Source organism: Arthrobacter burdickii, assembly GCF_030433645.1.
In the GTDB taxonomy this organism is placed as follows: domain Bacteria; phylum Actinomycetota; class Actinomycetes; order Actinomycetales; family Micrococcaceae; genus Arthrobacter_D; species Arthrobacter_D burdickii.
In genome coordinates, this window is the sequence record NZ_JAROCG010000001.1 from 723,638 (window position 1) to 737,781 (window position 14,144).

At 62.8% G+C, this 14,144-nt stretch carries 12 protein-coding genes; 6 read left to right on the forward strand and 6 right to left on the reverse strand.

Annotation, left to right across the window (positions count from 1 at the left end):
* Positions 1-6: 6 nt before the first annotated feature.
* Both P5G52_RS03305 and P5G52_RS03310 read right to left on the reverse strand, forming a co-directional pair.
* Entirely contained in the window at positions 7-1,776 is a 1,770-nt protein-coding gene (locus P5G52_RS03305; RefSeq protein ID WP_301224649.1) for a D-apionate lactonase family protein, read from the reverse strand.
* Positions 1,777-1,779: 3 nt separating this feature from the next.
* Positions 1,780-2,535, reverse strand: coding sequence for an SDR family NAD(P)-dependent oxidoreductase (locus P5G52_RS03310; RefSeq protein WP_301224651.1), 756 nt, complete (start codon positions 2,533-2,535; stop codon positions 1,780-1,782).
* A gap of 223 nt (positions 2,536-2,758) precedes the next feature.
* Here P5G52_RS03310 and P5G52_RS03315 point away from each other — a divergent pair, with 223 nt between their 5' ends.
* From P5G52_RS03315 to P5G52_RS03335, 5 genes are all read left to right on the forward strand, one after another.
* Positions 2,759-3,364 carry a DUF2291 family protein gene (locus tag P5G52_RS03315; RefSeq protein ID WP_301224653.1) on the forward strand — a complete coding sequence of 202 codons (606 nt, stop codon included), beginning with the start codon at positions 2,759-2,761 and terminating at the stop codon, positions 3,362-3,364.
* Positions 3,361-4,935, forward strand: a complete 1,575-nt coding sequence (locus tag P5G52_RS03320) for a sugar ABC transporter ATP-binding protein (protein WP_301224655.1) — start codon at positions 3,361-3,363, stop codon at positions 4,933-4,935. Before P5G52_RS03315 ends, P5G52_RS03320 begins: the two co-directional genes overlap by 4 nt.
* Positions 4,932-6,077, forward strand: a complete 1,146-nt coding sequence (locus P5G52_RS03325; protein ID WP_301224657.1) for an ABC transporter permease — start codon at positions 4,932-4,934, stop codon at positions 6,075-6,077. Before P5G52_RS03320 ends, P5G52_RS03325 begins: the two co-directional genes overlap by 4 nt.
* A 47-nt stretch (positions 6,078-6,124) precedes the next feature.
* Positions 6,125-7,135 (forward strand): D-ribose ABC transporter substrate-binding protein, encoded by a 1,011-nt coding sequence (locus tag P5G52_RS03330; protein WP_301224659.1) that lies wholly within the window; start codon positions 6,125-6,127, stop codon positions 7,133-7,135.
* Between the two features lie 813 nt (positions 7,136-7,948).
* Positions 7,949-8,314, forward strand: coding sequence for a DUF1016 N-terminal domain-containing protein (locus P5G52_RS03335; protein WP_301228631.1), 366 nt, complete (start codon positions 7,949-7,951; stop codon positions 8,312-8,314).
* On the opposite strand, the gene P5G52_RS03340 is transcribed toward P5G52_RS03335, so the two are convergent.
* Positions 8,284-9,234: an alpha/beta hydrolase fold domain-containing protein gene (locus tag P5G52_RS03340; protein ID WP_301224661.1), complete on the reverse strand. Its 951-nt coding sequence runs from the start codon at positions 9,232-9,234 to the stop codon at positions 8,284-8,286. The genes P5G52_RS03335 and P5G52_RS03340 overlap by 31 nt on opposite strands.
* 305 nt (positions 9,235-9,539) lie before the next feature.
* Here P5G52_RS03340 and P5G52_RS03345 point away from each other — a divergent pair, with 305 nt between their 5' ends.
* Entirely contained in the window at positions 9,540-9,728 is a 189-nt protein-coding gene (locus P5G52_RS03345; protein ID WP_301224663.1) for a hypothetical protein, read from the forward strand.
* 363 nt (positions 9,729-10,091) lie between these two features.
* Here P5G52_RS03345 and P5G52_RS03350 read toward each other — a convergent pair whose 3' ends face one another.
* From P5G52_RS03350 to P5G52_RS03360, 3 genes are all read right to left on the reverse strand, one after another.
* On the reverse strand, positions 10,092-10,967 hold the full coding sequence (locus P5G52_RS03350) for a carbohydrate kinase family protein (protein ID WP_301224665.1): 876 nt from the start codon (positions 10,965-10,967) through the stop codon (positions 10,092-10,094).
* 25 nt (positions 10,968-10,992) lie between these two features.
* Positions 10,993-12,390 (reverse strand): glycoside hydrolase family 32 protein, encoded by a 1,398-nt coding sequence (locus P5G52_RS03355; protein WP_301224667.1) that lies wholly within the window; start codon positions 12,388-12,390, stop codon positions 10,993-10,995.
* Between the two features lie 115 nt (positions 12,391-12,505).
* Complete coding sequence (locus tag P5G52_RS03360; protein WP_301224669.1) at positions 12,506-14,068, reverse strand: ABC transporter substrate-binding protein; 1,563 nt, start codon at positions 14,066-14,068, stop codon at positions 12,506-12,508.
* Positions 14,069-14,144 lie beyond the last annotated feature (76 nt).

Here is a 14,144-nt window from a genome sequence, read left to right on the forward strand (position 1 = left end):
GTTCTCCTAGTGTTGAGGGTGCGGTGCGATCTCGAGATCGATGGCACGCCATGTTCCGGGTTCCAGTGGGAGCAATATCTCGTGTCCGTCCACGTCGATGAGGACGTGATCGGCAGTATCGCCAAGACGTGCGATGAGCAGGCGGGCACCGCCTGTGGTGCGCACCCCCAATACCCAGGTGTGCGCGTCGTCCGGGCTGGTCTCGGCAGGAACAAGAAGCGGAGCACCACCCATGGCGTGCACTGCGGCGACGGCATCGCGGACAGGATAGGGTGTGCCGTCGTCCGCCACGAGGCCGCGCGGCCCCCGCTCCTCAAACCACGTCACGCTCGCCACCCCGCCCTCAGCCAGCGCAGCGGCGCTTGCGATGACCCAAGCGGCCAACTGCGGTTCGGACTGCCGGGCATCGACTGTATCGGGGTCAAGGGACTGTCCGTGACTGTGACCCGGACGGGGGGTTGTGAGGACGGCATTGAAGCGAGGGCGGAGGGTGACAGGGCCGACGTGCAGCGGCGCGCCTCCGATGATCTTCGTCGCGTCGGCTGCAACACGACGCTGCATGCCGATGCACTCCTCGAGCTGGAATGTGTCGCGGGCATGCATTTGAGGGGTGAGGCTGATAGCCCAGGACGGGAATGCAGGTAGGCGTGCGTGTGTCCGGTTGAGCTCGGTGAAGTGCGAGCGGGCTCCGCCGACCAGTTCCGTCTCGAACCCCAGGTCTCCCACAGCACCGACAAGGGCTTCCCAAAGCTCGGGCTCGGTGACATGGGTTTCGGAGGAGAAGACGGCCAGCCGGAGAGGAAGGAGTGGCGCGGCCAGCGCGACGAGTTCGGCGACTCGGGCAGGTGCGTCAACGACGAGGCGGATGTCGAGCGGTAGGCCGGCTGCCGCAGCACGGGTAAGCGTGGCGGCGGGATCCGGATCGTCTCCTTTGAGCTCGACCAGAATGACGTCGGCGGGCGGCAGTCCGTGCTGCACGCTTGTTGTCGGTGGTGGAGCGCCGACGCCGATCTGTGGTGCGGGGCGACCTGCGTCGATCAGACGAATGAGGGTTCCTTGCGCAGCTGGCGCCTGTGGCGATGTTGCGGCGGCGGGCACTGCTGTGAGCTCGATCTGTTGGATCGTCGTCTCACCCGCTTCGACTCGGTATGGGAAGGGAAGCGCGAGAGGCCGCGAGTACGTTTTGAAGGATGCGTCGGTCCAGTTGCGCTGGTCCTCCATCTCGAATGTGTCGCCGATGAACTGGGCCTTCAGGTCGAGTCCATCCACAGACCATTCGAGTGCTGCGATGTTGAGGGCGGGCTGGTGGGGGCTGATCCGGTCGGGAAACTGCGTTCTCTCGCTTGAACCGTCGGTGTGTACAACGCGGAACGGGGAGCCCGCGACCTGCGGTGGGTGCAGGACGACGAGTCCCGTGCGGTTTGTGTCGAAGGAGCGGGTCGCCGTCAGCGTGAAGGTGATCGTGAGACGGTCGCCGTCGGTGTGCAGGTGCAGGTCGGCGTCAGCGGCGATGCCTTGTCCGTCGTACCGCAGCCGGAAGGTTGTGGTGCCAGCAGTTTCGTCGCCGGCGTCACTTCCACCGTCACCATGAGTGAGTGACAGCACCGAGACCGGGACCGTGCCCCAGTCCCGGTCCCGGGATACGGCGCGGATCGAGCGCAACACGAGGACGCCGTCGTATCGCAGGTCGGCGATTTCGTCACCCCGCAGCTCGGCCTTCCAGGGTCCCCGGGTCCAAGGGGTTCCCCGGTGGGGACCCCACGTTGTGAAGTCCACGGCTCAGAGCGTCGTCATACCGCCATCGACGCGGAACTCCGCGCCGGTGGCGAAGGCTCCGTCATCGGATGCAAGGAAGACCATTGCACCCTCGACGTCACGGGGACTGCCGGCCCGACCAAGTGGAATACGGCTGACGATAGCGGCTCGCGATGCCGGATCGTCACTGATTGCCGAAACAAGAGTGGTCTCGGTGTAGCCCGGGACGACCGTGTTCACGCGGATGTTCTCCCGGGCGTACGCCCCGGCCACGGCACGGGCGAGACCATGCATGCCCGCCTTCGACGAGCTGTAGGCCGTGAAATCGGCGCCCTCGCCATTGAGTGCTGTCGGGCTGCCGGTGAGGATTACAGAGCCTCCGCGGCCGTGGGCGCGCAGGGCACGTACACCGTGCTTGATGGTCAAAAACGTTCCGGTGAGGTTGACGTCCACGGTTTGACGCCACGTTGCGAGGTCCAGGTCAGCAATCGGCGCATCGCGACCGAAGAGCTGCACGCCGGCGTTGGCCACGACGATGTCGAGCTCCCATCCCGCCTCTGACAAGCGGGCGTAGCCGGCTTCGACGCTTGGCTCGTCAGAGATGTCCATCGTGACGGCCAGCGCTCCTGGGCCCCGCGCAGCTCGCTGGGCTCCCTCCGCGTCACGGTCGGCGTAGACCACTCGCGCGCCTTCAGCGATGAACCGGTCGGCGATCGCCTTCCCGATACCCGTGGCCGCCCCGGTCACCAGTGCGGTCTTGCCCGAAAGGCGTGCGTCCATGCGACGTTTCTCCTTAGAACTGCGAACGAAGCTGAGAAATAAATTGGTCAACCGGTTGACACGATACAGCCCTTTATGGCAGCGTGTCGAGCGTCACTGAAGGTCGGTTCGCCGCCGCCCTGAGGTCAGGGTTAATCGGCCTTACAACACCTGTCCACAGTTCAATAACGTATCTGGAGCGACAACGATGTCCCGATCTCCTCGATGGCCCTTACGTCCCTGGATGGCCTTGGCCGCCCTGGTTGTCATCGTATTCGTCGCTGCTGTCTTCAATGTCAAAGTTGTGAGCACCGCAGACGCCGATGCTGCTGCGACTGAGGGGCAGTTGGATCCCGCCAGCTATGCTGCGGACCAATTTGGAACCATCACCGACACCATCGAAGCCGAGGCCGTCCCTCTGCCCGACCTTCTGACGCAGCTGGCCGGAGGTGCCGACGAGTCCGAGTTCGGCAACACCTCGGGTGCGAGTAGCGCGTTCGCATTCCCCGTTACTTTCACCGGCGTAGCCGGAGCGGCTACGCCACCGGTCATGCCTGTAACCGTTGAAGGCATCCCGCCGGAGACAACAGTGCAGGTGCAGGTTGGGCCGGCACTGAACGGCACGGCCCTGCGCGACGTGACCGGTGAAATCTCCTTCAACGAATTCACCAACCAACTCGAGTACCAGGACGTCGCGACGCAACTCAATGACCTCGTGCGCGCCGAGGTGCTCACCGATTTTGACGCCGTGGCCGCTCAGGGCAAGACGATCACGGTCACTGGAGCATTCCTCCGAGTAAATCCCCAACTGGTGTCCGTCGTGCCGATCTCGATCGAGGTCACCCAGTGACGGCTGCCGACGCCACCGGCGCCGGCGTCCCCGGCGATGTCGTGATGCGCGCTGTCGGCATCACCAAGACCTACGGGGCGACCCAAGCGCTCAAAGGCGTGGACTTCGAGATCCGCCGGGGCTCCGTTACCGTGCTGTTCGGAGAGAACGGGGCGGGTAAGTCCACTCTCATGAAGATCCTCAGCGGTGTCGAGCTCCCTACCTCCGGAAGCCTTGAGCTCGACGGCGAGCCCCTGCAGTTGCGTAACACCGTCGAGGCGGTCGACAAAGGGATCGCGATCATCCACCAGGAGCTGAGCCTTGCTCCAAACCTCAGCATCCAGGACAACATCTTCATGGGCCGCGAGATGGCCCGCGGCGGCCTCTTCATTGACCGTCGAACTCAGTCCACCCTCGCTACGGAGTTGCTCGAACGACTCCAGGAACCACTCGACCCGCACACTCTCGTCGCGGATCTGCGTCTCGGCCAGCAGCAGGTCGTCGAGATCGCCCGCGCACTCGCCGGCGATGCCCGCGTCCTGATCATGGACGAGCCGACCTCGGCCCTCAGCGGCAGCGAGGTGGAGGTGCTCTTCGGAGTCATCCGCGACCTGACATCGCGCGGCGTCGCCATCGTCTACATCTCGCACCACCTCGAGGAGGCGCTGGAACTCGCCGACCATGCCGTCGTTTTCCGGGACGGGGCACTCGTCGCCCGCGGTGACCGCCACGATATCGACATCAACTGGGTCATCTCGAACATGGTCGGCCGCAACGCCGAGGGCCTGAACCCTGACCTACTCGACACCTTCGGCGAACCCGTACTTGAAATCGACGGCGTGAGCGTCGCTGACCCGACGAACCCGTCCCGTCTCAGCGTTGACCACCTCGACCTCACGGTGCGGACCGGTGAAATCGTGTGCCTCTACGGCCTGATGGGTGCCGGTCGCACCGAACTGCTCGAGGCGGTCGCCGGGCGCCTCACTATCCGCACCGGCGACGTCCGCCTGAAGGGCGACTCCGTGAAAGGCCTCGACGTCCGGCAGCGCATCAGCCGAGGCCTGGCGCTCGTGCCCGAGGACCGCCAGCGAGATGGCCTCGTCCAGACCATGTCGGTCGGCCAGAACATGTCGCTCGCGTCGCTCCTCGACTTCGTCAAGGGCGGCTTCCTCCGACGCGGGCCCGAGAAGCGCTCCATTGAGGACGGCGTCCGGGACGTGCAGGTCAAGACCGCGGGGCCGTCGGCGTCGATCACGTCCCTTTCCGGCGGAAACCAGCAAAAGGTCGTCATCGGCAAGGTACTGATGACGCAGCCCGACGTACTCCTGCTCGACGAGCCCACCCGCGGTATCGATGTGGGCGCCAAAGCCGAAATCTTCGCCCTGATGGCGAGGGAGGCGCGGCGGGGCCTGGGCGTGCTCTTCGCCACGAGTGAGATCGGCGAGGCCCTCGGAGCGGCCAACCGCATCGTCGTCATGTCGAAGGGGCGCATCGTGCGCGAGTTCGATCCCCGGACCGCTAACCGCGACGACGTCATGGTTGCCAGCGGCGAAGCACATCAGGACCGAGAAGAAGAGGCAGCACAGCGATGACCAGCACCGCGACATCCCGGCCGACCGCACCTAAACGGCAGCTCGACCTCGGCGCCATCCTCCTCGAGGGCAGGGCCTTCATCGCCCTGATCGTCCTCATCATCATCTTCTCCCTGATTTCCGATGCGTACCTGACGCTGCCGAACCTGATCACGATGACCCGTCACGTGGCCATGAATGCGATCCTCGCGATCGGCATGCTCTTCGTCATCCTCAAGGGTGGCATCGACCTCTCGGTTGGCTCGACCGTGGGCCTCTCGGGAATCGTCGCAGGAGTGCTGTTGCAGGGACTGCGCATCGATTCACTCGACGTCGTGCTCTACCCCGCCGTCTGGGTGGTCGTACTCTGCTCGTTGCTCGTGGGCTCGCTCGTCGGTCTCGTGAACGGCCTGCTGGTGACGCGATTCAACGTCGCACCGTTCATCGCAACGCTCGGAATGCTCTATATAGCCCGAGGCGCCGCGTTGCTCATCTCGAACGGCTCGACATACCCCCGCCTTCAAGGCGAAGAGACCCTGGGGAACACCGGCTTCAACCTCATTGGCGGCGGCCGCCTGCTCGGCATCCCCATGGCGATCTGGATCATGATCATCTTCGCGGTCATCGCCCTTGTCGTACTTCGCACGACACCTTTCGGACGCTGGGTCTACGCCACCGGCGGTAACGAGCGCGCCGCAGACCTTGCAGGCGTACCCACGAAACGTGTCAAGATGAGCGTCTACGTCATCAGCGGTTTCTGTGCCGCAACCGCCGGCCTCATCATCTCGTCCGAGCTGACGGCCGCGGCGCCCCAGACCGGCGAGAGCTTCGAACTGAACGCGATCGCCGCCGTCGTCATCGGCGGTGCAGCCCTGACCGGGGGCCGTGGGAACGTCCGCGGTGTGCTCCTTGGCGCATTCGTGATCGGCTTCCTCAGCGACGGACTCGTCATCGTCGGGGTCTCGACCTTCTGGCAGGTCACGATCAAGGGTGCCGTGATCATCCTCGCCGTGATGCTTGACCAGGCGCAGCAGAAGATCACCCGCAATAAGAACGCCGCCCTCGCGTCGACCTCGAAGATCGCGCCCGCCGGGTCTACGCCCACCGGCACTGCGGCGACCCACGAACCCGAGACGGATGTAACGCCCGTTGGGAAATCTTGATCGGCAACGGCGTCGGTCAACACCAGGAAATGAAAGGTACCGGACACATGATGCGACGTAAGATCCTGCTCGCCACGGCGACCATGGCGATCACCGCCCTCGGACTCGTCGGCTGCGGAGGCTCGGATAACAGCGGTTCCAGCGGCAGCCCCAGCAGCGCCTCCAGCAGCGGATCCAGCGACGGGGAAGCGAGTGGTCTCATCGCCATCATCACGCCGCCCCTGGAAAACCCGTTCTTCAAGGCAGAAGCCGACGCAGCCAAAGCCGAAGCCGAAAAGCTCGGCTACGAAACGTCAGTCGCCTCCCACGACGATGACCCCAACCGGCAGAGCGAACTGATCGACTCGGCCATCAGCCAGAACGCCAAGGCGATCATCCTCGACAACGCCGGCGCTGACGCCTCCATCGGTCCCATTCAGAAGGCCGAGGACGCCGGGGTGGCCGTCTTCCTCATTGACCGCGAGATCAACGAGGCAGGCATCGCCAAGTCGCAGATCGTGGCGAACAACGCCCAGGGCGCGGCTGCGGTAGCGGAAGAGTTCGTGGCAGCGCTGCCTGAGGGCGGCAACTACATCGAGTTGACGGGCAAGGAGTCCGACACCAACGCCGGAGTCCGCTCGGAGGCATTCGCCAGCGTCATCTCCCAGTACCCGTCCCTCGTACAGACGTCGAAGGAAACCGCCAACTGGAGCCAGGACGAAGCCTTCTCCAAAGTCGAGACCCTGCTCCAGCGTGACCCCGATGTACAGGGCATCATCGCCGGCAACGACACCATGGCCCTCGGAGCCGTCGCGGCGGTCGAAGCCGCTGGACTACTCGACCAGATCAAGATCGTCGGCTTCGACGGCAGCCCCGACGCGGTCGACGCGATCAAGGCAGGCAAGCTCGTAGCGACCGGCCTCCAGCCGGCCGTGGTGATCTCACAAACCGCCGTCCAGCAGGCAGACTCGTTCATCCGCACCGGCGAAACCGGGGAGGATGAAAAGCAATCACTCGACTGCGTCGTCATCAACGCCGACAACGCGGACAAATACTCGCTCTTCGCCCTCGACAAGTAGGCCGGCGGTACGCGGGGCCGCTGCGGAAGTAGTCGCGGCCCCGCATACCCGTGCATCCTGATTTTTCAATATCGCGGCTGACGCATCTCCTACTAAGACCTGACCCTGGGCGTGCGTGATCCCGTGACCGTCTGTTCGTCAAAGGAAGTCACTCTGACGAACACGGGAGACCGCGCCGGAGCAGAAGCCGTGGTCCAGTAGGCGCTGGCCGCCATCGGCCAGCCCGGCGGAACGTTCACCAGCGAAGAGGTCATGCCACCCTTCGGTTCGATACCCCTGCGAACGGTCATGAGCTTCGCGGAGGTGTCGGCTACGGACAGCATCGACATCTGCGAGGCGTGAGAGGACTATGCGCGTAGTGGAGGGTCGCACCCCAGCGAACCCAGTGTCAGCATCATCAGGAACTGCCGACAGGACATCAGTCATCGCCGCTAGGAAAAAGTACGACAACCTAGTTGCTGAACACGGAGACACAGAAGTACATAGCTGCTTGTCGGTCGGTCTTTCAATAACGCCACAGGCTGTGGCGCAATGAACTGCCGGCGCCTCGCGTACGGGAGCCACAAGCTAGGGGGGTAGAACGCTGACCACGGGTCTCTTTCAGCGATTGGTGAGAAGGAACGCCACTCCAACTAGGGGGGCTTACGCCTCACCTCGAATCGGATATCCTGGGAGATTACGCCGCCGCGCTTAGGGCGTTGATGGCGCTGGTGCGAGAAGCATCGCACCGCGCTCAGCGTCGTGAATATGGCGATGATCGAGCTGTACTAAAACACCGGGCGGTCGATTCTGGACAGGCAAGCGGATGAACCCCTGGGGAGTAGGGTTTTCGAGCGCCTAGCGAGGGACCTAATGGCGGAGTTCCCCCATATGAGGGGCTTCTCCCAAACTCATCTCTACAACAGGCGCTCCTTCGCGGCGGTATGGGACGGCTCGAAAACAATTGTCCAGACACCGTCTGGACAATTGAGTTGGAGCCACAACGTCGCCCCCCCAAACAATGTCGACGACCACGAGTTGCGCACCTGGTACGCAGCTCGTTCCATCCAGCACTGTTGGTCAGTAGCTCATCGGTCGAACGCTCTTCATGCAGGAGCACAGTTTCCGAGTAGGCAACCGAGGGTGTTTGTGCTTCCGTGTGGGGCTACTCAGATGGAGCGGATGGCTTTGATTCGTTGAGCCCATACCGTCTTCGCGAGTGGAGACGAGGGCGTCAATCCTTCAAAGCCATGTGGGGCGCCTGGGTTGAGGAAGAAGTCGACGTGCACGCCGGCGCGTAGAAGGTTCTGTGCGTAGGTGATGTCCTCGTCGCGGAAGATGTCGACCTCGCCGGTGTCGATGAAGGCCGGGGGGAGGTTGCGGAAGTCGGTAAGGCGGGCAGGCGCGACGCTTGCTGGTACGGTATCGGTGCCTCTCCTGTCGCCGAGGATGGCTGTCCAAGCAGTGATGTTGTTGTCGTACGTCCACGTCGCCAAAGGAGCTAACACCGGGTCGGGCTCCACGGTTCGATCATCAAGCATCGGGCAGATAAGGATTTGTTTCGCGATCGGTATTCCCCGATCGCGGGCGAGGATGGTCGCACCGGCGGCGATACCGCCGCCGCCGCTGTCCCCACCGATCGCGATTCGTGAGGCGTCGATTCCCAGTTCCGGTGAGTGTTCGAGCAGCCATGACACTCCAGTCAGCGCGTCTTCTGCGAGGTGTTCTGCCCTATTTTCCGGCGCGTTGAGGAAGTCCACGGCGAGGATCGGGACACCGCTGTCGTGGACGAGGCCGGCCAGGACGAGCATGTAGTGCTCGACGGTGCAGCAAATCATGCCACCTCCGTGTATGTACACCAGTGCAGATCCTGGTTGTCCGCCCTCCTTCTGGATCCAGCGAAGGTTCAATGCCCGACCATCAGAGGTTGTTCTTTGATGGTCCGTCCAACGGATGTCCGATGGCATTGACGCGGCCCGCCGTGTTTCCTCGAATGCCTGTTCCGTGCTTGTTCGCAAGGCCTGCCAGTCCATCCGCGGCGTGACTGGGAAGCCATGGGGGTAAGCAGCATGCATTGCGGCTAGTGCTGATTCGAAGTCGGGGTCATAGGCAATGGTCATACGGATTTCCTTACGATGTAGCCAGCAATGACTTGGATGGTTCGTTCCCTGCTTAATTTACGATCTTCGGCGACCATCCCGGACATGTTGGACGCAGGACCCGCCCGAACAACGAGAGGCTCAGGCGCCAGCTATTACATAGTCCCAGCGTTCCAGGGTGTGGGTGCAAGGTTTCCGCCCCATAGCCTGGTTCGTTCCAGGCTGTGGGGAGTGATGGTGCTTATGAGCCGCTCTCGCCCTTCTGATCTATTCGCCGATAACTATCCTCAGGCCCGGGGTCAGCGGGGCTCGCAAACGGTGGATCGATGTTTGATGCGATGGACATAGAAGCCGTGGTCCTCGACGTCGAGTGTGAACAGCACCCGGTGGTCGCCGTGGCCTGCCGTGCGCAAGCCCAAGAGTTTGTTCGTGAGCGGCTTGCTGAGCTGGCAAGGATCATCGGCCAGAACCCCGGTGACGAATCCGACCATCGTGGCAGCAGCCTCCCCCGCTAATTCTCAATCGCCGATAATCATCCTTTTGTCAGGTTGCCCACCGGAGATCGTAAGTACGAACCCGAGCCGTCTATCCGTTGCTGCCAGCCCTTGTCGAACCAAAGGTGTCCAGCTCGCACGTCAGGGCCTCTAACTGTCCTGCCATTGCCTCAGCCGACGGACGGCAGCCGTCCGAGTACCCGGGAAGGATGGTTGGGCCGTGCTAAGTATGCGTTGATGGAGGTTCGTCGTCGAAGGTGATGCGCACTCATCGAATAGGTGGCGTAGGAGCCTTCCACTGGACGACAAGATCGGCCCCACGAGCAGTCACCCTGTCCGTTGATAACGCATGAGTAACGGGGGCGGAAGGAGGCCCCCCGCCTTTTATTTCTTCAGCTGAGCGAGTTCTTCGGTGTTTGGCGGTTGCGCTCCTGCTCTTGAGACGGTGATGCTCGCTGCCAATGATGCAGTGGAACCAATGGCCTGCAGTTCCTGAACCGTGGCCGGGAGCTTCCCGAGGGCGGCGACCGAGTGCAGGACGGATGCCATGTATGAATCGCCTGCTCCGATGGTGTCCACGACCGGTGTAGGTCTGGCAGGCACGGAGCATCTGTGGAAGTCAGTCCACAATAATGCTCCGTGTGCGCCCTGCGTGATGATGACGAGGCCTGGTCCTCGTTCAACCAGAGTTTCAGCGACTTCTTCAGGGCTTCGGCCGGGGTAGAGCCAGGCCGCGTCCTCATCGCTCATCTTGACGATGTCGACGATGTCGACCATCGACTCGAACCGTTCAAGGCATTCGTCTTTGTCGGGCATCAGGCCCGGCCTAATGTTCGGATCGAAACTGAGGAGAGCCAATGAGCGGCTCTGCCTGAAGAGATCGTGAACCGTCCTCGCCCCGGGATCCAGGAATGCGGCAATCGATCCGGTGTGCAGGAGACCGAAGCGGTGATAAAGGGTCTGTTCGCGCAGCGACCACTGCAAGTCGAACACGTAGGTAGCGGCCCCTTGATCATCGAGCACGGCGGTGGCTGAAGCGGTGGAGGCCTTGCTGGGTTCGGGGTCCGTGATGACGTGGACCCCCTCGGCTGCCAGATGGTCGCGTATTTCGGCCCCCGGTGAGTCATCGCCCAGCTCGGTGAGGAGTGATACGTCGGACCCGAGCCGGGACAGACCGACCGCGACGTTCGCGGGGGAACCACCCGGGTGCCTGCGCTGGGTTATGCCATCGCTGACGACGTCGATGATCGCCTCTCCCACAACCAGAATGGCGCTGACGTTCGTTCTATTTCTGGCCATGGATGGTTTCTCGGTGCAGTCGGGTGAAGGGTGCGGTCGGAAAGACCTGTTCGGCGAGTGTGACGAGTCCTTTTCCGGCATAGATTTCCACGATGTGAGCGTCGACGACGATCAACAGGTCGATTTCTTCGGTGTTCTGATCAGGTAGGGGTGCCCAGTCAACGGAGGGGAAGGCCGGATGGAAGTCGACGGCGCCACTTTGGGTTCGGTCGCAGGTGATACTTCGTTCACCACCGTCGATGGTGATGGTCAAGCGTTCCACGCCGGAGTCGTCACCGGTGAGTACGAGCGTCGTACGCGCCCCGGGTGTGCAGGGAACTGTGAGGTCGAAGACGTGGAGGGGTGACTGTTCGGGGGGCAGGATGGGGCTCTGCGCGATACGGAGGCGGTCACCGGCGGTGCGGACAAGTTCGATTTCTCGAACCAGGGACATTGCGGATCGCCAGGGCCCGGTCGGGGTTTCGTTGGCATAGTCCCAATTACTTGCCCAGCCGATCATCAACCGGCGGTCATCCGGCACATTGTTGAAGGAGACGGCCGCATAGTAGTCCCGGCCGTAGTCGAGCCAGTCATAGTCCGCCGGGTCGGTCGATTCGGTGATCCGGGTCGGAATGAACGTTGTCCCGTCGAAGTCCCCGACGAAGTACTGAGTTCCGGATCCACCCGCGATTGCACCGGGGTTGAGGCTGACGATGAGCACCCAGCGGGTCTCCTGCGTCCCTTTGATGGGGAGCGGGAACAGATCGGGGCACTCCCACACCCCGCCGACAGCGTGACAGGGCCCGAAGCGGGACCCGAGCGTCCAATCGATCAGGTTGGGGGATGTGTAGAACACGACCCGGCGATCCACTGCATCCACGGCCACCATCACCCAGTGACCGTTGTCGCCGCCGTACCAGAACACCTTGGGGTCGCGGAACTCGGTTGAACCGATATCCAGGACTGGATTGCCCTCATACCGGGTCCAGGTGTTGCCGGCGTCCAGGCTGAATGCGAGAGCTTGGGCCTGGATGCCAGGGGCACCGTCTAGTGGTGGACGGGCACTGGTGTAGATCGCGACGAGAGCTGTCTGGCCGGGCCCGGCGAACCCGGCGGTGTTTCGGGTGTCGACGACCGCGCTTCCGGAAAAGACCATTTCCTCGGCTGTGGCCGGGATGGCCACTGCCTGCTCCTGCCAGGACACCAGGTCGGTGGAAGTGGCGTGCCCCCAGGACATATTCCCCCACGTGTCACCGCTTGGGTTGTTCTGGAAGAACAGGTGATAAACGCCCTCGTGATACAGCAGGCCATTGGGATCGTTCAGCCAGGTCGAGCGTGCCGTGAAGTGTGCGGCTGGCCGCACTGAAGAGGGAGTTGCCGTCGAGCGGGCGGCGGGCGTGGTCATGACAATCCTGACGTATAGCTGATCGAGTAGCTGATCAGTGTGGGAATCGGTGCGGTTGGTAAGCGATTAGTAAGGGGTTGGCGCGGAGCGGACTGGTCGCCCGCTCCGCGCGTCCTTATTCGCCGCCCTGCTGGAAGCGGTCGTAGGCCTGCTGGTATGTGGCGATTACTTCGTCAATGCCCATCGTGTCGAGCTGGGAGACGTAGGCGTCCCATTCCTGCTCAACTGTGTTGTTGACGATCCAACTCGCGAACTTCTCTTTGACGAGTCCATTGATGTCGGTGACAGGGAAGGAGGTTTGTTCCAGTTCCTCGACGGAGAGCATGACTGGCGGGTAGGCGTCGTTGGCCTTGAACGGCGCATAGAGCTCGTTGACGAGATCCTGGCGTTCCTTGGCTCGCGGCTCAGGCGCGACGACAGTCTCGAAGTCCTCGGCGGTCGTGATCTTCGGGCCGCCGGGGGCGACTTTCTGCCGCCGTTCGCCTTCGGCCTCGCCGGCCGGGGCAGGGATCTGCACCAGGACACCATCGGAGTTCTCCTCCAGTGTTACTCCGATCGGACCCCAGTTCGCCTGTGCGGACATTGCCGGGTCGAAGAGGCGGTCCGCCCATCGCATTGTCGCGGCGGGGTACTGGTTGGCCCGGGTGATCGCCATCGCCCCGCGGCTGATTTCCTGGTTGTTGCTGACGCTGGCGAGTTTCTCGCCGTTGACGCCCTCAAGGACGCCCAGAATCGTGTAGTCGCCCATCCGGTCTTCGCCGACCATCTCCTTGAGCTCCCACCAGAAGAACGACCCCAGAATCGCCGTCTCCGACTTGCCCTTGGAAAGGTAGGCCACATCATCCTGCGAAAAGGACTCAGGGTCGATCAGGCCGTCGGAGTACCAGTCCGCAAGCCCATCGACACCAGCCTTGTACTCGTCGGTGTTCGCCGTGAACTCGACTTTCCCGTCGCGTACAATGCGGTGATCGTTGTTCTCTGGCTGGCCGCCCAGCGCCGCGATGAGGTCATGCGGGTTCGCGGCGAATGAATCCGTCCGGAAGGACAACGGGATCTCGTCCGACAGGCCATTACCGTTCGGGTCCTTCGTCTTGAAGGCCTCCAGGGCTGCGTGGTACTCGTCGATGGTGCGGGGGACAGGCAGACCCAGGGCGTCGAGCCAGGCCTTATTGATGTAGAGGAAGTTCGGATGTTGCACGAGTCCAAGTTCCTCAACCGACGGCAGGGTGTAGATGTGTCCGTCAGATGCGGTGATGGCGGCACGGATGTCCGGCCTCTGATCGAGGATCCCTGACAGCGTCGGGGCGTGTTCCTCGATCAGGTCCTCGAGCGGCAGAAGCGTACCGTTGCTGCCATTCTGGACGACTTCGGCATCGGTGAGACCCGTGTTGTAGAGGACGTCGGGAAGCTCATCGCTTGCAAGCATGAGGTTCTTCTTCTCGAGATACACCTGCTCGGGCAGGTTCTCCCATTCGATCGCGATGTTGGTGTCCTGCTGCCACTGCTGAACCAGCTGCATGTCGGCGTAGTCCGGGGCCAGAGCTGATTTGGTGCCACCGAACGACAGCGTGAGTGTCTCGTCGACGATCGGCAGGCCGGTGGTATTGAGCCCGAGCTCTTCGGACTTATCGGGGGTTTCGGCAGCGCCACCGCTTCCGGAACACCCGGAGAGGAGCATGGTGCCGGTGACCGCGAGAGCAGCTACGGCGGTGAAACGACGGTGTCTCATAGTGAAGATCCTTTAGGTGAGAAGT

What these genes read in the sequence shown, in the direction of transcription:
- P5G52_RS03360 (WP_301224669.1), bottom strand. Translation starts at nt 14,068, where the DNA reads ATGCTCCTCTCCGGGTGTTCCGGAAGCGGTGGCGCTGCCGAAACCCCC.
- P5G52_RS03315 (WP_301224653.1), top strand. Translation starts at nt 2,759, where the DNA reads ATGGCCTTGGCCGCCCTGGTTGTCATCGTATTCGTCGCTGCTGTCTTC.
- P5G52_RS03355 (WP_301224667.1), bottom strand. Translation starts at nt 12,390, where the DNA reads ATGACCACGCCCGCCGCCCGCTCGACGGCAACTCCCTCTTCAGTGCGG.
- P5G52_RS03310 (WP_301224651.1), bottom strand. Translation starts at nt 2,535, where the DNA reads ATGGACGCACGCCTTTCGGGCAAGACCGCACTGGTGACCGGGGCGGCC.
- P5G52_RS03345 (WP_301224663.1), top strand. Translation starts at nt 9,540, where the DNA reads ATGTTTGATGCGATGGACATAGAAGCCGTGGTCCTCGACGTCGAGTGT.
- P5G52_RS03340 (WP_301224661.1), bottom strand. Translation starts at nt 9,234, where the DNA reads ATGACCATTGCCTATGACCCCGACTTCGAATCAGCACTAGCCGCAATG.
- P5G52_RS03330 (WP_301224659.1), top strand. Translation starts at nt 6,125, where the DNA reads ATGATGCGACGTAAGATCCTGCTCGCCACGGCGACCATGGCGATCACC.
- P5G52_RS03325 (WP_301224657.1), top strand. Translation starts at nt 4,932, where the DNA reads ATGACCAGCACCGCGACATCCCGGCCGACCGCACCTAAACGGCAGCTC.